At 72.8% G+C, this 24,198-nt stretch carries 16 protein-coding genes; 4 read left to right on the top strand and 12 right to left on the bottom strand.

The genetic code is table 11. The features are described 5' to 3' along the window. Positions 1-5: 5 nt before the first annotated feature. From LG396_RS27735 to LG396_RS27720, 4 genes are all read right to left on the bottom strand, one after another. Positions 6-1,625 carry a stealth family protein gene (locus tag LG396_RS27735; RefSeq protein ID WP_225796857.1) on the bottom strand — a complete coding sequence of 540 codons (1,620 nt, stop codon included), beginning with the start codon at positions 1,623-1,625 and terminating at the stop codon, positions 6-8. 250 nt (positions 1,626-1,875) lie between these two features. Then, positions 1,876-6,870 carry an NAD-glutamate dehydrogenase gene (locus LG396_RS27730; RefSeq protein WP_225796856.1) on the bottom strand — a complete coding sequence of 1,665 codons (4,995 nt, stop codon included), beginning with the start codon at positions 6,868-6,870 and terminating at the stop codon, positions 1,876-1,878. Between the two features lie 560 nt (positions 6,871-7,430). After that, a complete protein-coding gene (locus LG396_RS27725; RefSeq protein ID WP_018840466.1) occupies positions 7,431-8,084 on the bottom strand; it encodes an HAD family hydrolase in 654 nt (217 codons plus the stop codon). A gap of 46 nt (positions 8,085-8,130) precedes the next feature. Beyond that, positions 8,131-8,643, bottom strand: a complete 513-nt coding sequence (locus tag LG396_RS27720; protein ID WP_037752132.1) for a DUF6912 family protein — start codon at positions 8,641-8,643, stop codon at positions 8,131-8,133. A gap of 241 nt (positions 8,644-8,884) precedes the next feature. On the opposite strand from LG396_RS27720, the gene LG396_RS27715 reads away from it, so the two are divergent. Beyond that, positions 8,885-9,652, top strand: coding sequence for an Rv3235 family protein (locus LG396_RS27715; RefSeq protein WP_225796855.1), 768 nt, complete (start codon positions 8,885-8,887; stop codon positions 9,650-9,652). Positions 9,653-9,769: 117 nt separating this feature from the next. On the opposite strand, the gene secA is transcribed toward LG396_RS27715, so the two are convergent. Further along, positions 9,770-12,613, bottom strand: a complete 2,844-nt coding sequence (gene secA / locus LG396_RS27710; RefSeq protein WP_100303121.1) for a preprotein translocase subunit SecA — start codon at positions 12,611-12,613, stop codon at positions 9,770-9,772. A gap of 306 nt (positions 12,614-12,919) precedes the next feature. Between secA and LG396_RS27705 the strand changes: the two genes are divergently transcribed. The 3 genes from LG396_RS27705 to LG396_RS27695 all read left to right on the top strand — a co-directional run bounded on the left by LG396_RS27705 (position 12,920) and on the right by LG396_RS27695 (position 15,581). Then, positions 12,920-13,513 carry a GNAT family N-acetyltransferase gene (locus LG396_RS27705; protein ID WP_225796854.1) on the top strand — a complete coding sequence of 198 codons (594 nt, stop codon included), beginning with the start codon at positions 12,920-12,922 and terminating at the stop codon, positions 13,511-13,513. Positions 13,514-13,664: 151 nt separating this feature from the next. Continuing rightward, a complete protein-coding gene (locus tag LG396_RS27700; RefSeq protein ID WP_225796853.1) occupies positions 13,665-14,267 on the top strand; it encodes a GNAT family N-acetyltransferase in 603 nt (200 codons plus the stop codon). Positions 14,268-14,381: 114 nt separating this feature from the next. Further along, a complete protein-coding gene (locus LG396_RS27695) occupies positions 14,382-15,581 on the top strand; it encodes a winged helix-turn-helix domain-containing protein (protein ID WP_225796852.1) in 1,200 nt (399 codons plus the stop codon). Positions 15,582-15,654: 73 nt separating this feature from the next. Here LG396_RS27695 and LG396_RS27690 read toward each other — a convergent pair whose 3' ends face one another. The 7 genes from LG396_RS27690 to mtnA form a co-directional block, all read right to left on the bottom strand. Further along, positions 15,655-16,374, bottom strand: a complete 720-nt coding sequence (locus LG396_RS27690; protein ID WP_018840459.1) for a response regulator — start codon at positions 16,372-16,374, stop codon at positions 15,655-15,657. A gap of 92 nt (positions 16,375-16,466) precedes the next feature. Then, complete coding sequence (gene hpf, locus LG396_RS27685) at positions 16,467-17,186, bottom strand: ribosome hibernation-promoting factor, HPF/YfiA family (protein ID WP_027745639.1); 720 nt, start codon at positions 17,184-17,186, stop codon at positions 16,467-16,469. A gap of 329 nt (positions 17,187-17,515) precedes the next feature. Next, positions 17,516-18,241, bottom strand: a complete 726-nt coding sequence (locus LG396_RS27680) for a ComF family protein (protein ID WP_225796850.1) — start codon at positions 18,239-18,241, stop codon at positions 17,516-17,518. Positions 18,242-18,353: 112 nt separating this feature from the next. After that, complete coding sequence (locus LG396_RS27675) at positions 18,354-20,165, bottom strand: LpqB family beta-propeller domain-containing protein (protein ID WP_225796849.1); 1,812 nt, start codon at positions 20,163-20,165, stop codon at positions 18,354-18,356. 67 nt (positions 20,166-20,232) lie between these two features. Beyond that, positions 20,233-22,260: an MtrAB system histidine kinase MtrB gene (gene mtrB / locus LG396_RS27670; RefSeq protein ID WP_225796848.1), complete on the bottom strand. Its 2,028-nt coding sequence runs from the start codon at positions 22,258-22,260 to the stop codon at positions 20,233-20,235. Position 22,261: 1 nt separating this feature from the next. Beyond that, the gene (gene mtrA, locus LG396_RS27665) at positions 22,262-22,939 is read right to left on the bottom strand and encodes a two-component system response regulator MtrA (protein WP_047016058.1); all 678 of its coding nucleotides are present in this window, start codon (positions 22,937-22,939) and stop codon (positions 22,262-22,264) included. 105 nt (positions 22,940-23,044) lie between these two features. Beyond that, entirely contained in the window at positions 23,045-24,145 is a 1,101-nt protein-coding gene (mtnA, locus tag LG396_RS27660) for an S-methyl-5-thioribose-1-phosphate isomerase (protein WP_225796847.1), read from the bottom strand. Positions 24,146-24,198 lie beyond the last annotated feature (53 nt).

Below are 24,198 nucleotides of genomic sequence, written 5' to 3'. Positions count from 1 at the left end.
CGCGCTCACCCCGGCAGCTCGTACGCGCTCGGCACCGGGAAGTACGCCTCCAGGAACGCCCCCAGCAGCCCCGGCGCGCCCTCGCCCCGGACCCGGATCACCGTCCGGTCCCGTGCCGCCAGCAGGCCCCGCAGCGCGGCGTCCGCGCCGCCCGCGGACAGGTCGACGTCCGCGTGGCGCAGCGTCGCGGCGGCGGCGCGGCCGGTGTGGGCGGCGTAGTGGTGGTACAGCGACGACGGGATCGCCAGGTCGTCGCGGCGGGGGACGCTGTGGGCGGCGGTGGCGGTGTGCCGGTTGCCGAACTCGCGCTCGATCTCGCACAGCACGCTGCGCCGCAGGGGGTGCGGGGCGTGCCGCAGCGGCTCCTGCGCGGGGGAGACGAAGAAACGCGTGAGTCCGTTGGCGAGGAAGAAGTTCTCCGGGACGGTCTCGGTGCCGAGGAAGAGGCGGTCGCCGAAGTACAGGAAGTGCTCGGCGAGGCCGTCGATGTGGTGCAGCTGGCTCTCGACGGCGCGCGGGTTGGACGTCGGCAGCACGGTGGGGTCGGCGAAGACCTCGCGGTGCCCGACGACGGACAGCCCCGGGTGCGCGGTGTCGAGCCACGGCGGGGCGCCGTCGTCGGTGAGCAGGTGGATGCGGCGGATCCAGGGCGCGTAGGTGGCGAGGGAGCGCAGCGCGTAGCGGAGTTCGGGGTCGGTCCAGGTGTAGACGGCGTCGATCGCGTACGTGACGTCCTCGGGCAGCGGGTGCACGAACTCCTCGCGGGTACGCAGCGTGAGCCGGCTCCCGCAGCCCCAGGAGCCGCGGTCGGTCATCTTCACGGTGGTGGCGCCGGCCGGGACGCTGTCGGTGACGCGGCCGGGGCGCGGCGCGAGGAGCCGGTCGCCGGTGGGGTCCGCGTGCCAGAACTCGACCTCGCAGCCGGAGTCGGCACCGATCACCAGGCGCCGGCCGGGCTCGGTGCGGAACCACGTGAGGCGCAGCACGTCGGCCTTCTCCAACTGCTGCCAGACGCCCGGCTCGTAGCCGGGCACGAGCCGGGGGTACGGACCGGCGGCGCCCTCCTGCGCGAGCCCGGCCCGAGTTCCGGCGCCGCGCGCCCCCGCCCTCGTACCCGCACCCGTACCCGCGTGCCCGCGGGCGTCCGCATCCGCGCGACCTGGAGTACCCGCGCCCGCCACCACCGTCACGTACGCCGGCTGCACCCGGCACAGCCGGGCCAGCGCCCGGCCGGCCCGGTGGCGGGCGGCGGCCGGGACGGCGACGACCGCGGGGCCGCATGCCCGGGCCCGCACCGCGAAGTACGGGACGCCGGCGGTGCGCAGCGCCCGGGTGACGGCGAGCACGGCGACGCGGCGGGCCTGCACCGGGGAGAGCGCGCGCTGCAGGTGGGCGATGTACGGCCGGCCGTCGACGGTGACGACGATGCGGCCGGGGGCCTCGGAGGCGGCCTGCTCGCGGCGGGCCTTGAGCGCGGCGCGGAGCCTGTCGGCGTGGTGCGGGGCGGCCAGGGCGGCGAGCTGGCGGCGGACGGCGCGGGGGAGCGCGCGGCGGTACGCGGCGACGACGGACGCCGTACCGGGGCCGGTGCGCGGCGGTCGCTGGTCCGTGGCTGTCTGCCCCATGCGGGACAAACTACGTCATTCGCCCGCCTCGGACTTGCGTGCAACGCCCCGCGTCACCCACGTCGCCCGCACGCCGAGTGCATCTCGACGCACGCCGACCGCATGCCGCGTGCGGGCGGCCCGTGAGCCGCCCGCACGCCCGCGCACGCAAGCGCCAACGCGCCCCCGCGCCGCACCGACACCACCGCCGGCCCCAGGGTCTGTCGTTTGAATCTTCGCCGGGCTCGCGGCGGGACCCAAACGACAGGCCCTAGCGGTTCGTCCGCAGCAGGGTGCGCATCGTCCGCATCGCCACCGACAGGTTCGCCAGGTCGAACGACTCCGAGCCCTGGATCTCCTCCAGCGTGGCGCGCGCCCGCCCGAGGATCGCCGCGTTCTTCTCCTCCCAGGTCTTGAACCGCAGCTCCGGCGTGACCGCGTCGCCCTCCTGGTCCGGCTCCGCCGACAGCACCGCCGCGGTGAGCAGCGCGTGCGCCGCGTACAGGTCCTCGCGGATCGCCGCGCGGGCCATGGACTGCCAGCGGTCGGCCCGCGGCAGCTCCACGATGCGGTCCATCAGCTTGCTGATGTGCAGCCTGTCCCCGAGGTCGTAGTACACCTCCGCGACGTCCAGCGGCTCGTGCCCGGTCCGGTCGGCGACCGCGACGATGTCCAGCGTCGGGAACGCCGCCGAGAACGTCGCGACCCGCTGCGCCAGCTCGGCCGGGACGCCGTTGTCGGTCAGCTCGTTCTGGTTGCGCTCGTACCACTCCAGGTCCGTGCCGCGCAGCAGCTTGGGCAGCGCCGCCCAGACCTGCCCGATGCGCTCGCTGAAGAAGTCGATGGTCTCGCCCAGCTGCAGCGGCTGCGGCCGGTTGTTGAGCAGCCAGCGGGTGGCGCGCTCGACGAGCCGGCGGGAGTGCAGCCGGATGCGGGTCTGGACGTCGGCCGCGATGACGTTGTCGAGGGTCTCGACCTCGTCCCAGAAGTCGCCCAGGTGGAAGATCGCGCGGGCCGCGGTGTGCGCCCGTACGATCTCCTCGGTCGACGCGCCGGTCTCCTCCTTCAGCCGGTGCACGAACGTCGTACCGCCGGTGTTGACCGTGTCGTTGACCAGCACCGTGGTGACGATCTCGCGGCGCAGCGCGTGCGCGCGGATCTGGTCGGGGAAGCGCTCGCGCAGCGGCTGCGGGAAGTACGCGAACAGCAGCCGCTCCAGGTACGGGTCGTCCGGCAGCCCGGTGGCGACCAGGTCCTCGGCCGTGGTGATCTTCGTATAGCCGAGGAGCACCGCCAGCTCGGGCTGGGTCAGGCCCAGGCCCGCGGCGAGGCGCTCGCGCATCTGCTTCTCGCCGGGCAGGAACTCCAGGTCCCGGTCGAGCGCGCCCTCCTTGCTCAGCTTGCGCATGTACCGGTGGTGGGCCTGGAGCAGGCTGGGTGCCTGCGCGACGGCGTTGGCCAGGGCGGTGTTCTGCGCGTAGTTGTTGCGCAGCACCAGCGCCGCGACCTCGTCGGTCATCTCGCCCAGCAGCCTGTTGCGCTGCTTGACGGTCATGTCGCCGTCGCCGATGACCTGGTTGAGCAGGATCTTGATGTTCACTTCGTGGTCGGACGTGTCCACACCCGCGCTGTTGTCGATCGCGTCGGTGTTGATCTTTCCGCCCCGGGCCTCGGGGCCGCCGATGCGCGCGAACTCGATCCGGCCGAGCTGCGTCGCCCCGAGGTTGCCGCCCTCGCCGACGACCCGCGCCCGTACGTCGGCGCCGTCCACCCGGATCGCGTCGTTCGCCCGGTCGCCGGCGTCGGCCTGCGCCTCCGTCGAGGCCTTCACATACGTACCGATGCCGCCGTTCCACAGCAGGTCGACCGGGGCCTGGAGGATCGCCTTCATCAGCTCGGCGGGCGTCATCTTCGCCGCACCGTCGCCGATGCCGAGCGCCCGGCGCATCCTGGCGTTCACCGGGATCGCCTTCGCCTTGCGCGAGAACACCCCGCCGCCCTCGGAGAGTTTGGCGGTGTCGTAGTCCTCCCAGGAGGAGCGCGGCAGCTCGAAGAGCCGGCGGCGCTCGGCGTAGGAGACGGCCGGGTCCGGGTCGGGGTCGACGATGATGTGCCGGTGGTCGAACGCGGCGATCAGCCGGGTGTGCTCGCTGAGCAGCATCCCGTTGCCGAAGACGTCGCCCGACATGTCGCCGATGCCGACGGCGGTGAAGTCCTCCGTCTGGCAGTCCACGCCCAGCTCGCGGAAGTGCCGCTTGACCGACTCCCAGGCGCCGCGGGCGGTGATGCCCATGCCCTTGTGGTCGTATCCGGCGGAGCCGCCGGAGGCGAAGGCGTCGCCCAGCCAGAAGTCGTACGAGACGGCGACCTCGTTGGCGATGTCGGAGAAGGTCGCGGTGCCCTTGTCGGCGGCGACCACCAGGTACGTGTCGTCCTCGTCGTGCCGTACGACGTTCTTGGGGTGCACGACCTCGCCGCCGACGAGGTTGTCGGTGATGTCGAGGAGGCCGTAGATGAACGTCTTGTAGCAGGCGATGCCCTCGGCCAGCCAGGCGTCGCGGTCCGCCGACGGGTCCGGCAGCCGCTTGCCGACGAAGCCGCCCTTGGCGCCGGCCGGGACGATGACGGTGTTCTTCACCTCCTGCGCCTTGACCAGGCCCAGGATCTCCGTGCGGAAGTCCTCGCGCCGGTCGGACCAGCGCAGCCCGCCGCGCGCGACCTTGCCGAAGCGCAGGTGCACGCCCTCGACGCGCGGCGAGTACACCCAGATCTCGTACTCCGGGCGCGGCTCGGGCAGTCCGGGGATGGCCTGCGGGTCGAGCTTCAGCGACAGGTAGGAGTGCCAGCTGCCGTCGTCGTCGTGCTGGAAGTAGTTGGTGCGCAGCGTGGCCTGGATGGCGGTGAGGAACGAGCGCAGGATGCGGTCCTCGTCGAGGGAGGCCACCTGGTCCAGCGCGCCGTTCAGCTCCTCCAGGATGCCGTCCGTCAGCTCCCGCCCGGCGTGCTGCCGCTCCGGCGCCATACGCGCCTCGAAGAGGCTGACCAGCAGCCGGGTGGTGTGCACGTTGGTGCGGAGGGTGTCCTCCATGTACGCCGGGGTGAACTTCGAGCCGGCCTGGCGCAGATAGCGGGCGTACGCGCGCAGCACCATCGCCTGCCGCCAGGTCAGCCCGGCGACGGGCACCAGGGCGTTGAGCCCGTCGTCCTCCGCCTCGCCGTTCCACACCGCGGCGAAGGTCTCCTGGAAGCGCTCGCGCGCGTCCTCGCCGACCTCCAGGCCGCCGCCGTTCTGCGACGGCGGGAACTGCAGCCCGAAGTCGGAGACCCAGGAGTCCGTGCCGCCGCCGTTGCAGCGCAGCAGGTACGGCCGCTCCTCGGTGACCTCGACGCCGAGGTTGTGCAGCACGGGCAGCACCCGGGTCAGCGAGAACGGCGCGCCCGCCCCGTACACCTTCAGCCGGCGCTCGTTGGGCGCGGCGCCCACCGGCTCGTACAGGCTGAGGGCGAACTTGTCGGCGCCGCTCCGCTCGCTGAGCTTCTCGAAGTGCTGGAGGTCCGAGACGGCCGCGCGGGGCGGGAAGTCCTCCTTGTAGCCCTCGGGGAAGGCGCCGGCGTATCGGTGGGCCAGCTCGGCGGCGCGCTCCTCGCCGAACTCGGCGACGAGCGCCTCGGTGAAGCCGTCGTTCCAGGAGCGGGAGGCGTCGGCGAGGCGGTTCTCGATGCGATGGACGTCGGTCTCGGTCAGCTCGCGCAGCCCGGTGCCGGGGTCGACGCGGACGACGAAGTGCAGCCGGGACAGGACCGACTCGGTGTTCCAGGCGGTGAAGTCGACGGCGGTGCCGCCCAGCTCCTCCTTGAGGATCTCGACGAGCCGCAGCCGCACGGACGTGGTGTAGCGGTCGCGCGGCAGGTAGACGAGCGCCGAATAGTAGCGCCCGTACTCCTCCTGCCGGAGGAAGAGCCGCAGCCGGCGGCGCTCCTGGAGGTACAGCACGCTGATGACGATGGACTGCAGCTCCGCGACGGGGATCTGGAACAGCTCGTCGCGCGGGTAGGTCTCCAGGATCTGCAGCAGGTCGCGGCCGTCGTGGCTGTTGGGCGTGAAGCCCGCGCGGCTGAGGACCTCGGCGACCTTGCGGCGGACGACGGGCACGCGGCGTACGGACTCGGTGTACGCGGCGGAGGAGAACAGGCCGAGGAAGCGCCGCTCCCCGATGACGTTGCCCTCGGGGTCGAACTTCTTGACGCCGACGTAGTCGAGGTAGGCCGGGCGGTGCACGGTGGCGCGGCTGTTGGCCTTGGTGAGCACCAGCATGCGGTGCTCGCGGGCCTTGGCGCGGACGTCGGCGGGCAGCCGGTGGAAGGACTCGGAGGCGGGCTGCGGCCTGCCGTCGTCCTTGCCGTACGCGGCGTGCGACGGGTCGGCGCGCAGGATGCCGAGGCCGGTGCCGGGGACGGCGGTCAGCTCCTCGCCGTCGCTGTTGACCGTCAGGCGGTACTCGCGGTACCCGAGGAAGGTGAAGTGGTCGGCGGCGAGCCAGCGCAGCAGCTCCCGGGCCTCCTCCACCTCCTGCGTGGGCATGTCGTCCGGCAGCGGCTCCTCGTCGAGGTCGTCGGCGATGCGCAGGGCGGAGTCGCGCATCTTCTGCCAGTCCTCGACGGCCTCGCGCGCGTCGGACAGCACCCGCAGCAGATCGGCGGTGATCTGCTTGAGGTCCTGGCGGTCGGACTCGCGGTCGATCTCGACGTGGATCCAGGACTCGATGACGGCGTCGTGCGGCAGGTCTTCGAGGCCGCGGGCGTACGGCGGCGAGGCGTTCGGGTCGCGGCCGGCGTCCAGCACCTCCAGCAGCCGTCCGGTGACGTCCCGGCGGACGACGATCTGCGGGTGGATCACCAGATGAATGCCGCGTCCCTGACGGGACAACTCATTAGTGACGGAATCCACCAAAAAGGGCATATCGTCAGTTACTACCTCAACGACACTGTGGCTGGACGTCCAGCCGTTCTCCTCGACCGTGGGCGTGTGCACGCGCACGTTGGCGGTGCCCTGCGGACGGTTCTGGGCCAGGCGGTAGTGGGAGAGCGCGGCGCCGAAGACGTCGACCGGGTCACGGCCGAGCAGGTCCTCGGGCGCGGTATGCAGGTAATAGCGCTGGAGGTACGCGTCGAGGGTGTCGGGAGCCAAACCCCCCTCACCCGTCCCGTCCACCCGCGCCGCGCGCGCGAGCAGCTCGTTCTTGGCTTCAGCCAGCTTGATCTGCATGGTCCTCAGGCTCCTGTCGCGCGCCGTTGCGTGACGGTTCTTGTGGGCCGGGAGTCCTCCCCGGCCCTTGCTGACGAGCGGGCACGGCACCGCGGCCCGGATGCCTCCGGGCCATGTGCGGCATCGTGCCGGAACGGGAAGCGCACCGGTCCGCTTCCGGCCATCATCGGGCGGCGGCACCGGTTTCGCCGATCAGCCGTCCCCCGGGCGGGGCCCCCGGCGCCGACCGACGCCGGGGCGAGCGCGGTGGGGGCCCCGCGGGCCCCACCTCCGTCGCCCCAATGAGATATCGGGCTGATCACGCCCACCAGGCTATCCCCTTGGGGCCAGGCGGCGTCCACGGCCGAATGTGTACAAACACAGCCCCCGTTCTTTGACGTTCTGCACAGCTTCTCCACCCTGCGGAACGTCCTTCACCTGGACTAAAGCCTTCCGCATGACCCGGTTGGGGAGAGTGCTCCCAAGGTGGCGAACGTCACCTCGGCGGGGGTAGGGGCCGGGGGTGCCGGAGGGGCCCGGCGGCCACTACTGTGCCGCCGGTTCGCCCCGCCGCCACGCCCCTACGCCGCCAGCTCGTCCGCCGCCGCGACCGCCTCCGCCAGGCTGTCCACCACCGGGACGCCCGCCGCCTCCAGGCTCGCCCGGCTGTGCGAACCACCGGTGTACAGCACGGCCCGTACACCCGCGTGCCGCGCGGCCGTGGCGTCGTCCACCGCGTCCCCGATGACGACCGTACGGGACGGGTCTATGCCCTGGAGGGCGCCGAGGTGCCGCACCATGTGCGTCGCCTTGCCGCCGTCGGAGGGGCCCGTGCGGCCGTCGATCCGGACGAAGTGGTCCGCGATGCCGTGCGAGCGCACCATCGGCAGCAGTTGCTCGTGCGGCGCGAGGGAGCACAGCGACTGCGTCTGCCCCGCGGCCCGCCGCTGCGCCAGCAGCTCCGCCGCACCCTCCGCCAGAGCGGCCGCCTCGGCCCGCACCCAGTAGTGCCGGTGGAACGCCTCGTCCATGACCTCCCACTCCTCGGAGGTCGGCAGCCGGCCCATCAGCCGCTCGTAGAACCGCGGCACCGGGACGCAGTACAGCTCGCGGTAGCGCTCCAGCGTGATCGGCGGCAGGCCCAGCTCGGTGAAGGAGGCGTTGGTCGCCTCGATCACCGCCTGGATGTCGTGGAAGAGCGTCCCGTTCCAGTCCCAGACGAGGTGTGTACGCACCCCAGAAAGGTAACCGGCCGGTGTGACAACCGGGCCGGGATTTTCGTCAGCCGACGAGGTTCCCGATCTCCTGTACGCCGTACCAGAGCAGTTCGTGGTCCTCCGCGCCGTCGACGGTGAACCGCGCGTCGTCGTCCCCGGCGTCCGCGGCGCCGAGCGCCGCCACGGCCGCCGCGACGTCCGCCGCCGCGTCGTCCGCGTCCACGTGCACCGCCGCCGCCAGCCTCAGCGGCACCGCCGCCGCGACCCGCACCTCGCCGATGGCGGCGGGGTCCATCCCCCGATCGGGGTCGGCGGTCGCGGCGCCGTCGGGCAGCTCCGCCGCGACCACGACCCGGCGCGGCGGGGCACCGGGTGCGGGGGCGATCGCCAGCAGCCGCAGCGACGCCTGGGCGGCGCGGGTGAGGGCCGCGTACTCCAGCTCTTCGAGGTTGTCCGAGACGTACCACTCGCGCAGCGCCGGCGTCACGGCATAGGCCGCCAGCGGCGCCGGGCCCAGCTCACCGGCTTCGTGCGCCCGCGCCAGGCCGGGCAGGGTCAGGGGGACGTACACGCGCATGGGCGAACTATACGGCGGCGGTCCCCCGTCCGAGTGGGTTGCCCGGGCGCGGAGGACGGCACCGGCTGCGACGCCCCGGGCAGGCGCGACGGGCCCCGCGGGCGGGCGCGGGAGGGGGTGCGTCACCTGGAGGGGTGAATTCCCACGAGGGACCGCGGAAGAGCGGGGGGCGTTGCGGGCGGCGCGGGGCGCCGGTAGACCTTCGGGCATCGCGAACCACACGCATCACGGGGGTGACAGCGTGACGACCACACACACCCGGCCGGGCGCCGGCCGGCCGACGGACGGGCCTGACGCTGACGGCGGGCCGCAGCCGGAGGAGCATTCCGGCGACGGCACGGGGGCCCGGCACGGGCCGGACCGCGGCACCGCGGGCGGCCCGGCTCACCGGACACCGCGCGAGGAGGCCCGGGACCGGCCGTACGTGCCGTACGTACCGGCGGCCGGACCGGCGTGCGCACCACCGCCGGACCCCGTCCCCCAAGGGGCGCGGGAGCCGGCAGAGGAGCCGGCACCCGGCGGCGCGTACGACCCGGACCCGGCGCACCGGCCGGCGCCCGGGAAACCCCGGTGCGCCCCGGCCCGCCCGCGCCGCCGGCCGCGCGCCCGTACCGCCCCGCCGGACCGGCGCGACACCCGCCGCCCCGCGCGCGTGCCCGCACGCCGCCCGTCCGGGGAACTGCGCCCGCACGAGTGGTTCGCCGAACGGCTGCTGCTCGTGCTCAGCGGCCGGCGGCCGATGCACTGGCTGCTGGGCCACACGGCGGGCGGCGCCTACGACCAACTCGCCGCCTTCGCCGACGACCTGCCGCTGCGCGACGGCCCGCGCCCGGAGCTGCGCGCGTGCGGCTACTGCCGCCCGGCGCCCGACGTCATCGAGGCGTTCGCCCGCGTCGCCGTCGGCGACCGGCTGCGGGCGCTGGCCTTCCGCCTGGAGCTGGGCCCGGACCGCCGCTGGCGCTGCGCCGCGGTCGAGATGGACCCGAGTCCGCAGCGCGACCCGGCCTGAGGCCGGCCGGGGCCCGCACGGGTACGGGGCCGGCGCCCCCGTACCCGTACCCGCGACGACGACGGCGGGGCCGGTCCCACCGGACCGGCCCCGCCGTACGGAAAACGCGCTACGCCGTCACTTCTTGCGGCGCTTGCCCTTCGAGCCGCCCTTCTGGGCCCGGCGGCGCTCCGCGCGGGTGCGGCCGTCGCCCGCGCCCGCGGCCGCCGGCGCCTGGGCGCCGTCGGTGGCCAACTCGCCCTCCTCGACGCCGCCCTCCGCGGTGGGCGCGGAGAAGTGCAGCCGGTCGGGGCGCTGCGGCTGGTCGAGGCCCTTGGCGAGGATCGCCGGCGCGGGCGCCGCGTCCTGCGGCGCGGCGTCGGCGGGCGCCGCGTCCTGCACCGGGACCTCCTCGACCTGCTGCTCGACCTGGACCTCCAGGTTGAACAGGTAGCCGACGGACTCCTCCTTGATGCCGTCCATCATGGCGTTGAACATGTCGAAGCCCTCGCGCTGGAACTCCACCAGCGGGTCCTTCTGCGCCATCGCGCGCAGCTGGATGCCCTCCTGGAGGTAGTCCATCTCGTAGAGGTGCTCACGCCACTTGCGGTCCAGCACCGACAGCACGACCCGGCGCTCCAGCTCCCGCATGATCTCCGGGCCGAGCTGCTCCTCGCGCTTGGCGTACTGGGCGCGGACGTCGTCCTTGACCATGTCCTCGATGAACTCGGGGGTGATGCCCGCCCGGTCACCCGCGGCCTCCTCCAGCTCCTCGACCGTCACGGAGACGGGGTAGAGCTGCTTGAAGGCGCGCCACAGCCGGTCGAGGTCCCACTCCTCGGCGAAGCCCTCGACGGTCTCGGCCTGGATGTAGGCGTCGATGGTGTCGTCCATGAAGTGGCGTACCTGCTCGTGCAGGTCCTCGCCCTCCAGCACCCGCTTGCGCTCGCCGTAGATGACCTCGCGCTGGCGGTTCATGACCTCGTCGTACTTCAGGACGTTCTTGCGCGTCTCGAAGTTCTGCTGCTCGACCTGCGACTGGGCCGACGCGATGGCGCGGGTGACCATCTTGTTCTCGATCGGCACGTCGTCGGGCACGTTGGCCATCGACATGACGCGCTCCACGAGCTGCGCCTTGAACAGCCGCATCAGGTCGTCGCCGAGGGAGAGATAGAAGCGGGACTCGCCAGGGTCGCCCTGGCGGCCGGAGCGGCCGCGCAGCTGGTTGTCGATGCGCCGCGACTCGTGCCGCTCGGTGCCCAGCACGTACAGCCCGCCGAGGTCCTTGACCTCCTCGTACTCGGCCTTGACCGCCGCCTCCGCCTTCTCCAGCGCGGCCGGCAGCAGCGCCGCCCACTGCTCGGAGTGCTCGACCGGGTCCAGGTTCTGCTGGCGCAGGTCGGCCTCGGCGAGGTCCTCGGGGTTGCCGCCGAGCTTGATGTCGGTGCCGCGGCCGGCCATGTTCGTGGCGACGGTGATCGCGCCGCGGCGGCCGGCCTGGGCGACGATCACGGCCTCGCGGTCGTGCTGCTTGGCATTGAGCACCTCGTGCGGTACGCCGCGCTTGCTGAGCTGCTGCGAGAGGTACTCCGACTTCTCCACCGACGTCGTGCCGACCAGCACCGGCTGGCCCTTCTCGTACTTCTCCGAGATGTCGTCGACGACGGCGGAGAACTTCGCCTCCTCCGTGCGGTAGATCAGGTCGGACTGGTCCATGCGCGCCAGCGGCCGGTTGGTGGGGATGGGCACCACGCCGAGCTTGTAGATCTGCTGGAACTCGGCGGCCTCGGTCATGGCCGTACCGGTCATGCCGGCCAGGCCCGGCTCCTCCTTGCCGTCGCGGTCGTGGCGCTTGTAGAGGCGGAAGAAGTTCTGCAGGGTGATCGTGGCGAGCGTCTGGTTCTCGTCCTTGATGTCGACGCCCTCTTTGGCCTCGATCGCCTGGTGCATGCCCTCGTTGTAGCGGCGGCCGGCGAGGATACGGCCCGTGTGCTCGTCGACGATCATGACTTCGCCGTTCATGACGACGTAGTCCTTGTCCTTCTTGAACAGCTCCTTGGCCTTGATGGCGTTGTTCAGATAGCCGACCAGGGGCGTGTTCACGGACTCGTAGAGGTTGTCGATGCCCAGGTAGTTCTCCACCTTGGCGACGCCCGCCTCGTGGATGGCGACGGTCCGCTTCTTCTCGTCCACGTCGTAGTCGCCGGTCTCCTGCTTGCCGAGGCGCGGGTCGCCCGGCTCGCCCTTGGACAGCCGGGTGACGAGCTTGGCGAAGTCCGCGTACCACTTGGTGGCCTGGTCGGCGGGGCCGGAGATGATCAGCGGCGTACGGGCCTCGTCGATGAGGATGGAGTCGACCTCGTCGACGATCGCGAAGTTGTGGCCGCGCTGCACCAGCTCGTCCTTCGACCACGCCATGTTGTCGCGCAGGTAGTCGAAGCCGAACTCGTTGTTCGTCCCGTAGGTGATGTCGCACTTGTACTGCTCGCGGCGCTGCGCCGGCGGCATGTTGGCCAGGATGCAGCCGACCGACAGGCCGAGGAAGCGGTGGACGCGGCCCATCCACTCCGAGTCGCGCTGCGCCAGGTAGTCGTTGACCGTGACGATGTGCACGCCCTTGCCGGAGATCGCGTTGAGGTACGCGGGCAGCGTGCCGACCAGGGTCTTGCCCTCGCCGGTCTTCATCTCCGCCACATAGCCCGCGTGCAGCGCCGCGCCGCCCATGATCTGGACGTCGTAGTGCCGCTCGCCGAGGATGCGGCTGGCCGCCTCGCGGACGGTGGCGAATGCCTCGGGCATGATGTCGTCGAGGGACTCGCCGTCCTCGTACCGCTGCTTGTATTCCTCGGTCAGTGCGCGCAGCTCGGCATCGGTGAGGCTGGTGAAGTCCTCTTCGATGGAGTTGACCTGGTCCGCGATGCGGTTGAGCTTGCGCAGGATCTTTCCTTCTCCTGCGCGCATGATCTTTCCGAAGACGGACACTTTGGGCTGGCTCCTTGCCGGTCGGGCCTGGCACGGTCGGGTGCGCTGGTGCGGCCCCTGTCCTCTGGGGCTCCTCTCGGGCCTCGCGGAGCCCACGGCCGCACCGGCCATCGTATGCGAGGACGCGGGCGCCCCGGGAGGTCCAGCCCAGGGACGTTAGGTGCCGTCACCGTACGTGTCAACGGCGGAACCCCGCGGAAAGTGCCGCAAAGGCCCCCGCGGCCCGCCGCGAAGGGGGTGCACGGCCGGGGGCGGAGGGGCGGAAAAGCCGTGGCGGGGCGGGGGGCGCGGGCGGAGAATCCCGGGATGGAACCCGTCACACTGGATACCGACCGGCTGCTGCTGCGGCCCATGGAAGCCCGCGATATCGACGCCGTCCTGGCGGCCTGCCAGGACCCCGACGTGCAGCGCTGGACGCGCGTGCCGTCGCCGTACGGGCGCGCGCACGCGGAGGACTTCGTCCTCAAGGTCGGCCCGGCGGGCTGGCGCGAGGACACGATGTACAACTTCGGCGTCTTCACCCGCGACGGCGGGTCGCTGGTGGGCTCGATGGGACTCGTCGGCTTCACGCCGTCGCGGCACGCGGAGCGCGTCGCGGAGCTGGGGTACTGGACGGCGCCGGAGCAGCGGCGGCGCGGGTACACGGCGGAGGCGGTGGACGCCGTCGTGCGGTGGGCGTTCACGGAGGTGGGCATCGACCGGGTGGAGTGGTTCGCCGAAGTCGGCAACGAGGCGTCGCGGGCGGTCGCGCTGCGGGCGGGGTTCACGATGGAGGGCACACTGCGCTCGTGGTTCGTCAACCACGGCACGCGGCGGGACGCCTGGGTGGGCTCGCTGCTGCCCTCGGACGCGGGGCTGGAGTCGCGGCTGCCGTATCTCCCGGCGCCGCCGGCGGCTTGATCGCCGTACGTACGGAAGGGCCCGGCCCGGGCCGGCCGCGCCGTGGCCGCCGCAGGGGCCGCCCGCGCCATCGCGGTGAGTGTCCGACGGCGTACGGGGTGTCCAACTGTGCTGCTGGCGCGGCCCGCCCGGGAAGCGGACAATCTTCACCATGGACCCGATCACGCTGGTCACCGACCGCCTGCTGCTGCGGCCCGCGGAGCCGGGTGACGTCGACGCCGTCCTGGCCGCCTGCCAGGACCCCGGTATCCAGCGCTGGCTGCCGGTCCCCTCGCCGTACGAGCGGGAGCACGCCGAGGAGTACGTATTGAAGATCATCCCCGCCGGCTGGCGCGAGGACCGGCAGTACGACCTGGTCCTCACCGACCTGGAGAGCGGTGCGCTGGTGGGCTCGGCCGGCGTCGGCCGCACGGCCGGGCCCGAGGAGCGCGTCCGCTCGGTCGGCTTCTGGACCGCCCCGGGGCACCGCGGGCAGGGGTATGCGGGAGAGGCGGTGGCGGCGCTGGCGCGGTGGGCGTTCACGGAGCTGGGCGCGGACCGGCTGGAGTGGCTGGCCCAGGTGGGCAACGAGGGATCGCGGTCGGTGGCGCGCAAGGCCGGCTTCACGATGGAGGGCGTGCTGCGCTCCCGGCTCGTCCACCGGGGCGTGCGGCGGGACGCGTGGGTCGCGTCGCTGCTGCCGTCGGACCTGGGCCTCGCCCCGCAGGTGCCGTACGAGGCCCGTACCGCACACAGGGCGGGCACGGCGGGCTGACCCGGGCCGGACGACCGGCGCGAAGGCGGACCGCCAGGGAGGCAGGCGGCCGGGAAGGCAGGCGGGCGGGGCTGCGGGCCCGGGTTGTCAGAGGCAGGCTCTACGCTCGCCGGCATGACCACGAACGTGTCTCTCTCCGCCGACGACGCCCGCCGTATCGCCCTGCGCGCCCAGGGGCTGCTCGGTGCGCCCGACCGCCGCGCCGGGGCCCGCGGTGTGCTGCGGCGGCTGGGCGCGGTGCAGTTGGACACGATCTCGGTGCTCGCCCGGTCGCACGAGCTGGTGCCGTACGCGCGCCTGGGCGCGATCGGCCGCGAGGCGGTGGAGTCGGCGTACTGGTCGGGGACGACCGCCTTCGAGTACTGGTCGCATGCCGCGTGCGTCCTGCCCATCGAGGAGTGGCCGCTGTTCGCCTTCCGCCGCCGGGACCACCGCGCCCGCGGCTACCGCTGGCACCGTCTGCAGGACCCGGCCGGCTCCCGCGCCGCCGTCCTGGACCGGCTGCGTGCGGACGGCCCGCTGACCTCCACGGACCTGGGCGGGGCGAAGAACGGCGGCCCGTGGTGGGACTGGTCGGAGACGAAGATCGCGGTGGAGACGCTGCTCGACGCCGGCGAGGTGGTCGTCACGGCCCGGCGCGGCTGGAAGCGGGTGTACGACCTGGCGGAACGCGCCGTGCCCGATGCCCTGTTCCACGACGACCTGGCGGACGAGGAGTGCCTGCGCCGGCTCGTGGCCCAGACGGGCCGGGCGCTCGGCGTGGGCACGCGCGCGGACCTGGCTGATTATCACCGCCTCAAGGGCGAGCAGGTCGCCTCCGTCGTGGGTGACACGGACCTTGTCGAGGTGGAGGTCGAGGGCTGGGGCAAGCAGGCGTGGGCCGACCCGGAAGCGCTGGCAGACGCCCCGCGGGGACGGCACCGGACGACGCTGCTGTCCCCGTTCGACTCCCTGATCTGGGACCGCCCGCGCACGGAGCGGATCTTCGGACTGACGCACCGGCTGGAGGCGTACGTGCCGAAGCCCCGGCGGATACACGGGTATTTCGCCATGCCGGTGCTCGCCGGCGGCCAGCTCGTCGGCCGGGTCGACCCGGGCCGCGAGGGGAGCACGCTCGTGGCCCGCCAGGTGACGCTGGGTGCCGACCGGCCGAACGGCGTCACGCCGGCGAAGGCCGTGGAGCCCACGGCGGCGGCGCTGGCGGAGGCGGCGACCTGGGTCGGTGCGCAGTCGGTGCGGGTGGAGCGGGTCAGTCCGCCGGAGCTGCACACGCCGCTCGCACGTGCGGCGGAGAAGGCCGTGGCCGCAGGCTGACCGGCCCGGTTCCTGAGCCCCACGGCATCTGCGTGCGGCGGGGCTTCGGGCGCCGGCGCGGCGCCCGCGGGGCTCAGCGGATTTCGAGGATCTTCTCGCGCATCGCGTAGACGACGGCCTCCATCCGGGAGTGCAGCTGCAGCTTCTCCAGGATGTTGCGCACGTGGTTCTTCACCGTGTTCTCGCTGATGAACAGCTCTTTGGCGATGTCGCGGTTGTTCATCCCGGTGGCCACGAGCTTGAGCACTTCCAGCTCCCGGTCGGTCAGCCGCGGGGCCGGCACGAGACGCCGCTCGTCGGTGCGCTGGATCATCGACTTGAACTCGGTCAGCAGCTTCGACGCCATCGACGGGCTGATCTGCGACTGCCCGTCGGCCACGGCGCGGATCGCGGTGGAGACCTCGTCGGTGGAGATCTCCTTGAGGAGGTAGCCGGTCGCGCCCGCCTTGATCGCGTCGTAGAGGTCGGCTTCCTCGTCGCTGATCGTCAGCATGATGATCTTCGCGCTCGGGGCGACTTCCTTGATGGCCGTGCACGCCTCGATGCCGCTGCGCCGCGGCATCCGGATGTCCATCAGCACGATGTCCGGAAGGAGGTCGGCGGCCTTGTCCACGGCCTCGGCGCCGTCGCCGGCCTCGCCGACGACCTGGATGTCCTCCTCCTGCGCGAGGACGATCTCCAAGCCGCGGCGGAAGAGCTCATGGTCGTCCACGACGAGGACCCGGATCGGCTCCTCCCGGGGACCGACCGACGCCTTCGGCTCACCAGCTCCGCTCAGCTCGAACTCCGCCACGCTTGCCCCCAGGCACCGATTTGCCGTGCGCGCACATGATTTCACGATCGGGCGGCGGGGTGACGCCCCCGCCGCCCGCCTACCGTCGCCTTTCAGCCGCCCAACGCGCCCCCAGCGCCATCGGGCATGGACTCCTCGATCGGATACGGGTCGAGGTGGATCACGCCGTAGTCATACGCGTGCCTGCGGTAGACCACGCTGGGCAGCTTCTTGTCCGAGTCGACGAAAAGATAGAAGTCGTGCCCGACGAGCTCCATCTCGTACAGCGCCTGGTCCAGCGTCATCGGCGGGGCGGCGTGCGTCTTCTCGCGCACCACCAGCGGGCCGTCGCCGTCCACCTCCAGCGGGCCGCGGCGAAGGAGCCGGGAGCCGTTCGGCCGCGTCTCGCTCTCCGCAGTCGTCTCCATGGACGGGGTCGTCAGCTCCCCGTCGTCGGTGAGCAGCGCCGCGTGCGCGACGACCTCGCCCACCTCGGCGGCGGTCCTGCGGTCCTTGCCGGGCCGCCTCGTCTTGCGCTTGTCGTGCTGCTTGCGCAGCCTCGCCTCCAGCTTGGCCGTCGCCAGGTCCAGGGCTGCGTACGGGTCGGCCGCGGCCGCCTCGGCGCGCACCACGGGCCCCCGGGAGTGAACTGTGATCTCCACCCGGTCGCAGCGGTCGGCCAGCCGCGGGTTGTGCTCCTTGGACACCTCGACATCAAGGCTGATCACCTTGCCGTCGAACTTCTGGATCTTGTCCAGCTTCAGCTTCTCGGCCACGTGCCGACGAAACCGCTCGGGAACCTCGGTCTTGCGGCCCTTGACGACGATGTCCACGCAGAACTCCGTTCTGGAGCGGCTCCGCGTACCGCTGAGCTGACGGGCGAAGCCGGTCCTTTGGTGCGCTGGGGCTCCGGTGGTTGCCGGAGCCTCGGGGTTCTTTGCCGCCGGAACCTCCTCGCGGGAGGACCGGCTTTCACCTCCTCCTCCCCCACCGACAAGATCGACACCCCATCGGATCCAGCGGATTCGGCCCATCCACTGTCCTCACACCCTCCTCACAATCGAACATAGCTCGCCTGAGATGCCACGGCACCCCCTGAGGCGGATGTGGTCCGATCAGGTACTTATACCTCCGTTCTACCTGCGGAAACGTAAGATTGCGATCAAGGGCGCGAACACGCGCGACCAGCTTCGAACGCGTCACGCGGCGCGGCCACGACGGCCGCCGCCGGCCCGCCGGGGCAGCCTGCCGCGCGCACGGCCCGGGCAGCCTCGGCGAGCGACGCCCCGGTCGTCATGACGTCGTCCACGAGCACCACCCGGCACCCGGGCGCCCGCAGCAGCAGCGCACCGGCCCGCACCGCCTCCAGCGCCCCGGAGACGTTCCGCCGCCGCGCCGCCGCGTTCAGCCCCGCCTGGTCCGCCACCGCCCGCCGCTGCCGCAGCACCGGCAGCAGCTCCGCCCGTATCCCGCTCCGCCGCAGCCGCTCCGCGGCCACGAGCGCGAGCCGCCGCACCGGGTCGTGCCCCCGCCGCACCACGGCCCCCCGCGCCGACGGCACCGGCACGAGCACGACGCGCTCACCGCGGTCCCCAGCCGCGGCCCGCGCCCCCGCCGCGAGGGCCGCGCCCAGCGGCCGGGCCAGCCGCAGCGCGCCCCGCTCCTTGTGCGCCAGCAGCGCTCCCCGGACCGCGCCCGCATACGCCCCGGCCGCGAACACCGCGGGCAGCCCCGGCGGCCGCGGCCGGGGCACCACCCGCCGCACCGCCCCCGCCGTCAGTTCCCCCGCGCACTCCGCGCACAGCGCCCCCGCACCCCGCCCGGCCCCGCATCCCGCGCAGCCGGCGGGCAGCACCAACCCCGCCAATTCCCGTCCTGTCCCCCGCATGCGTCCACCATGCCCGCCGCCACCGGCACCCGCGACCCCTGTGGACAACCGCCCGGCTGTGGACAACCGGCGGCACAACCCCCTGGCAGAACCCCGGGTCAGACCCCCGGCCCTACCCCGGGTACACCGGCGCCGTGCCGCCCTCGCCGCCCAGCACCGCCTTCCAGTACGCGTTCTGCGGCAGCCGCACGATCCCGTCCTCCGTCGCGGCCACCAGCGGCTTCGTACCGTCCTCCGCCGCCGCCACCGCGGTCACCCCGGTCAGCCCCTGCCCCAGCTCCGCCGCCGGCGGCACCGACCCGTCCGTCGAGACCAGCCGCATCTGCTGCACGCCCTCGGACTCACGCCCCACGACCAGCAGCCGGCTCTCGCCCGCCCACGACACGGCCCGCACCTCCTCCAGCGCCCCCGTGTCACGCAACTGCGCCACCACCGGCACGCCGTCCTTCACCGACACCGCCCCCAGCACCAGGCGGCTCTCCTCCCCCTCGCTGACGACCAGCGCTATCCGCGCCCCCTCCGCCGACATCCGCAGAGCCTCGATCCGCCCCTCCAGCCCTGTGACGTCGATACGCACCGGGTCACCGGCGCCGCCCGCCATCCAGTACAGCCGCGACTCGCCGCCGACCCGGTCGGCCACCCACAGGTCGCCCAGCCCGTCCCAGCTCGCCGCCGTGAGCCCGTCGCCGCGCTCGGCCTGCGCATCGGTGGCATCGCTGGTCAGCAGCGGCTCCCCCAGCGACGAGGACTCGTCCAGCGACGACACGTACAGCGACCGCCCCGTGGCCGTCACCCCCGCCGCCTTCTTCTCCGACCTGGCCACCGCCGCGGACCCGAACGCCGGCTTGCCGTCTCCGAGCGGGCTGATCACCGTCGCCGGGCCCGCCTCGCCCCCTTCCGGCCCCGTGGGGGTCCGTACCAGCCGGTTCTTGCCGTCGATGAAGTACAGCGACGCGGGATGGCGCGCCAGCCGGTCCGGCGCGTAGCGCTCGCCCGCCGCCGCGCTCAGGTCGCACATCTTGGTGTCCCTGGCCGTCAGCAGCTCCACATCGTCGACGCGCACGCCCTCCTGGCTCTCCGCGGTGTGCAGCACCTGCGCCGCCATCCGCTCGCACGTGTGCAGCCCCGGCTTCGTCTCCAGCGCGAGCCGCACCCGCAGCGTGCCCTCCTCGTCGACGGCCAGCCGCTGGTTCTTCGCCAGCGTCGTCCGCGCGGGGAACGTCGTCTCCGTGACCGACCCGATCAGACCGCCCGGCCCGTCGAGCAGCGTGCGCACCGCGTCCGTCACCGGGTCGATCCGCCGCCGCACGTACACGGGGTCGGCCACCAGCGTGTCCCGGCTGCGCGCCGTGAAGTGGTACGTACTGGCCGGCTGGAAGGTCCGCTCGAAGTCCGCCCGGCTGATCACCAGCCCCCGCGGCGGATCCGCGATCCGCCACTGCCCCGACTTGCGGTCCTTCGACAGCTCGATGTTCAGGCTGTACGGACGCTCGTCCGGCGTGTACGTGCCCGCCTCGTTGAGCCACGCGACCTTGGCCCCCTGCAGCCGGACGACCACCGAGCTTCTCTTGTCGTTGGTCACCGGCTTCGACCCGCTCGGCTGCTCCTGGATCACCGAGGGCGCCTCGGCGAGCACGATGGTCTCCCCCGGCGTCCACGTGCGCGCCTTCTTCGTCAGATACGCCTTGGCGACGGTGGCGTAGTCGTCGCTGCGCAGGGCCTCCAGGAAGTCGGACACGATGCGCTGCGGAGTGGCACCGGGCTCCGGCCGCTCCGCGTACGTACGCGCGCGTGGATCCTCGCGCTGCTCCGACAGCGGCACCTGGTGCACGCCCCCGCTGTCGGGCATGGACGCGCAGCCGGCGAGGAGCAGGAAGGAGCCGAGCAGCGCCGCGGCGGCGTACCGGCGCGTACGCGTCGGCATCCGGCGCCGGTACGGCCCCGGGGGACCCGACGCCGCCCCGCGTACCGCCGGCATCCCTTCCGCACGCCTAGACGCGACCACCGCGCTCCCCCTCGCCGCCGACCTCACTAGGGACCTCACCGCCGCCTTCGCCGCCCTCAGGCGCGCTCTCAGACCCGTTCCCGGGCCCATCCTCGCTCCCGGCACCCGGCGCCTCGTCGGCCGCCCCCGCATATCCGCTGACCCGCCGCCCGCTGCCCGGCAGCGCCGTCGGGTCCGCCTCCGCCCGCGCCGAGGGCCGCGGCGCCGCCGCCCGCGCGGCGGCGCCCGTGCCGCGCCCGCCCTGCGCCGGTACGGTCCCCAGCAGCTCACCGGTCGCCGTCGGACCGGCCGGCGCCACGGTCAGCGCACCCGGCTCCAGCGCCGTCCGCGCCGCCCGCCGCGCCCGCGAGTCCTCCGGCTCCAGCGGCACCGGCGAACCGTGCAGCGGCTCCCCGCCGGTCCGCGGCAGCGTCAGCCGGAACTGCGACCCGCCGCCCGGCTCGCCCCACGCCTGCAGCCACCCGCCGTGCAGCCGGGCGTCCTCCAGGGAGATCGACAGCCCCAGGCCCGTACCGCCCGTGGTACGGGCGCGGGCCGGATCGGCGCGCCAGAAGCGGTTGAACACCCGCGTCGCCTCGCCGGGCTTCAACCCCACGCCGTAGTCGCGGACGGCCACCGCCACCGCGCTCTCCGACGCCCCGAGGCGTACGACGACATCGCGGCCCTCGCCGTGCTCCACCGCGTTGACCACCAGATTGCGCAGCACCCGCTCCACGCGCCGCGCGTCGACCTCCGCGATCACGGGCTCCTCGTCGCCCTTGACCAGCAGCCGCCCGCCCTTGGCGTCCGCCAGCATCTGCGCCCCGCCCACGACCCGCCGCACGATCTCCCGCAGGTCGACGGGCTCGGCGTCCAGCGCCGCGGCACCGGCGTCGAAGCGGCTGATCTCCAGCAGGTCGGAGAGCAGCGACTCGAACCGGTCCAGCTGGTCGAGCAGCAGCTCGGCGGAGCGGGCGGTCACCGGATCGAAGTCCTCGCGCGCCTCGTGGATGACGTCCGCGGCCATCCGCACCGTCGTCAGCGGGGTGCGCAGCTCGTGCGAGACGTCGGAGACGAACCGGCGCTGCATCCGCGACAGCTCCTCGAGCTGCTGGATCTTCACCTGGAGGTTCTGCGCCATCTTGTTGAACGACTGGCCCAGCCGGGCGATGTCGTCCTCGCCGCTGACCTTCATCCGCTCCTGCAGCCGGCCCGCCGCCAGCCGCTCGGCGATGCCGGCGGCCATCCGCACGGGCGTGACGACCTGCCGTACGACGAGCCAGGCGATGGCGCCGAGCAGCACCACCACGAACACGCCGGCGGTCGCCAGCGTGCCCTTCACCAGGCTCAGCGTCTTCTCCTCCTGCGTGAAGGGGAACACGAAGTAGAGCTGGTAGGGGTTGTTGTTCGGGTCGTTCAGCCGCTTGCCGATGATCAGCGAGGACTCGCTCTCGCCCGAGCCGCGCTTCCAGACGCGCGCGTACTGCTCGTAGATCCCCGAGCCGCCGCCGTTGTCGACCTTCTCGCGGAGATCGGCCGGGATGCTGTCCACCGAGGTGTCGTCCGAGACGAGCGAGCCGCGCGGGTTGTCGGAGGAGCCGGTGGCCTCGTTGTTCACGCTGGAGCTCATCACCAGTACGGACACCACCCCCTGCCCGCTGCCCATGAGCTGCTCGACCAGGGCCGCCCGCCACTCGGCGGAGTTCACGGCCGCGGTCGCCTCACTGCCGCTGCCGGGCTCCTCCGCGGCACCCCGGATCTCCGCCTGCGCGAAGCCGCTCTGCGCCTGCCCGTGCGCGGCTCCGAGCTTCGCCTCCAGCAGCCCGTTGCGGACCTGCCCGATGACGACGATCCCGAGCAGCACGACGACGCCCAGCGACATCAGCAGCGTGGTGGCGACCACCCGCAGCTGGATGTTGCGCCGGTAGAGCTTCGTCGCGATACGCAACGGGCGGCGTACCCAGCGCACGCACAGCCGGACGAACGGCTGCACAGGCCCGCCGGGCACGCCCTCCCGCGGCAGCACGCGGAACACGTCAGCTCGGTCCCGCCTTGTAGCCGACGCCGCGGACGGTCACCACGATCTCCGGCTTCTCCGGGTCCTTCTCGACCTTCGAGCGCAGCCGCTGCACGTGGACGTTCACGAGGCGCGTGTCGGCGGCGTGCCGGTAGCCCCAGACCTGCTCCAGCAGCACCTCGCGCGTGAAGACCTGCCACGGCTTCCGCGCGAGCGCGACCAGGAGGTCGAACTCCAGCGGCGTCAGCGCGATCGGCTCACCGCCGCGCTTCACCGAATGCCCGGCGACGTCGATCACCAGATCGCCGATGGCCAACTGCTCCGGCACCGGCTCCTCCGACCGGCGCAGCCGGGCCCGGATACGGGCCACCAGCTCCTTGGGCTTGAACGGCTTGACGATGTAGTCGTCGGCCCCGGATTCCAGGCCCACGACGACATCCACGGTGTCGCTCTTCGCCGTCAGCATGACGATCGGCACACCTGACTCCGCCCTGATCAGGCGGCAGACCTCGATACCGTCCCTGCCGGGCAGCATGAGGTCGAGAAGCACCAGGTCGGGCTTCGACTCGCGAAACGCGGCAAGCGCCCTGTCACCGTCCGATACGAATGACGGCTCGAAGCCTTCCCCGCGCAGCACGATGCCGAGCATCTCGGCCAGTGCGGTGTCGTCGTCGACGACGAGAACGCGTCCCTTCATGTCGACATCATCCCATTTACACATCCCATACAGAGAATCCCGTGTCCCAGGTCACGCCCCGGCCACCGCCGCGACGCGCCTCTTTCCCCAGACGATCACTCTCGGTCAACGCACGACCAGCTCCGCGAGTGAATCCCCCGTCACCGGCGAGGCCACCCCGCGCTCCGTGACCAGAGCCGTCACCAGCTCCGGCGGGGTGACGTCGAATGCCGGGTTGTACGCCTGCGTGCCCGCAGGTGCGACCGCGTACGCAACCGCGGCCTGTCCCGGACCGGAGCCGGCGGCGTGCGGCACGGAGAACTCCGTGACCTCACCCCCGGCCCGCTGCTCCACCTCTATGGCCGAGCCGTCCGGCGTACTGAAGTCCACCGTCGTCGTCGGCGCGACGACGAGGAACGGAACCCGATGGTAGCGGGCGAGCACCGCCAGCGGATACGTCCCGACCTTGTTGGCCACCGACCCGTCCGCAGCAATGCGGTCCGCCCCGAGGACCACCGCGTCGACCTGCCCGTTCGCGAAAAGCGACCCGGCCGCGTTGTCCGTCAGCAGCGTGTGCGGCATGCCCGCCCGGCCGGCCTCGTACGCGGTCAGCCGGGCCCCCTGCAACAGCGGACGCGTCTCGTCCACCCACAGCTGCCGCAGTTCCCCGGACCGGTGCGCCGCCAGCGCCACCGCGAAAGCCGTACCCCCGCCACCGGACACCAGCGCCCCGGTATTGCAGTGCGTGAGTACCCGGTAGCCACCGCGGGGCACCAGCTCGCCGAGCAGCCGCAGCCCGTGCTCCGCCATCCGCGCGCTGGCCCGCGCATCGTCGGCGTGCAACCGCCGCGCCTCGGCAAGAGCGGCCCCGGCAGCACCGTCACCGCCGTCCCCGGCCTCCACAGCGGCCCGGAAGGCGCCCTGCGCCTTCCGTACGCCGTACGCCAGATTGACGGCGGTCGGCCGCGCCGCGGCAAGCACGTCGGCGGCCTGGTCGACGTCATCACCCCGCACGGCCGCCAGAGCGACCCCGTACGCCCCGGCAATACCGAGCAACGGAGCACCCCGCACGGCAAGCGTCTGAATCGCCCGCACCAACGCCGGCACATCGGCACAGACCAACTCCACCTCGTCGACGGGCAGTCGTGTCTGATCCAGCAGGACGACCACAGGGGCGCCCCCGTCCGACGGCTCATCCCAACGAAGCGCGGCTATCTCCTCGGCCATTGTCCCAGTCTGCAAGGACCCCGGAAATGACTCAACCCCTGGGCCGCAGCCCA

Source organism: Streptomyces aculeolatus, from assembly GCF_020400605.1.
GTDB classification, from domain to species: Bacteria; Actinomycetota; Actinomycetes; order Streptomycetales; family Streptomycetaceae; genus Streptomyces; species Streptomyces aculeolatus.
Note: the sequence above shows the minus strand (reverse complement) of the source record. Positions and strands in the feature narration are given on the sequence as shown.

What these genes read in the sequence shown, in the direction of transcription:
- LG396_RS27735 (WP_225796857.1), bottom strand. Translation starts at nt 1,625, where the DNA reads ATGGGGCAGACAGCCACGGACCAGCGACCGCCGCGCACCGGCCCCGGT.
- LG396_RS27730 (WP_225796856.1), bottom strand. Translation starts at nt 6,870, where the DNA reads ATGCAGATCAAGCTGGCTGAAGCCAAGAACGAGCTGCTCGCGCGCGCG.
- LG396_RS27720 (WP_037752132.1), bottom strand. Translation starts at nt 8,643, where the DNA reads ATGCGCGTGTACGTCCCCCTGACCCTGCCCGGCCTGGCGCGGGCGCAC.
- LG396_RS27705 (WP_225796854.1), top strand. Translation starts at nt 12,920, where the DNA reads ATGGAACCCGTCACACTGGATACCGACCGGCTGCTGCTGCGGCCCATG.
- LG396_RS27700 (WP_225796853.1), top strand. Translation starts at nt 13,665, where the DNA reads ATGGACCCGATCACGCTGGTCACCGACCGCCTGCTGCTGCGGCCCGCG.
- LG396_RS27695 (WP_225796852.1), top strand. Translation starts at nt 14,382, where the DNA reads ATGACCACGAACGTGTCTCTCTCCGCCGACGACGCCCGCCGTATCGCC.
- LG396_RS27680 (WP_225796850.1), bottom strand. Translation starts at nt 18,241, where the DNA reads ATGCGGGGGACAGGACGGGAATTGGCGGGGTTGGTGCTGCCCGCCGGC.
- LG396_RS27675 (WP_225796849.1), bottom strand. Translation starts at nt 20,165, where the DNA reads ATGCCGACGCGTACGCGCCGGTACGCCGCCGCGGCGCTGCTCGGCTCC.
- mtrA (WP_047016058.1), bottom strand. Translation starts at nt 22,939, where the DNA reads ATGAAGGGACGCGTTCTCGTCGTCGACGACGACACCGCACTGGCCGAG.
- mtnA (WP_225796847.1), bottom strand. Translation starts at nt 24,145, where the DNA reads ATGGCCGAGGAGATAGCCGCGCTTCGTTGGGATGAGCCGTCGGACGGG.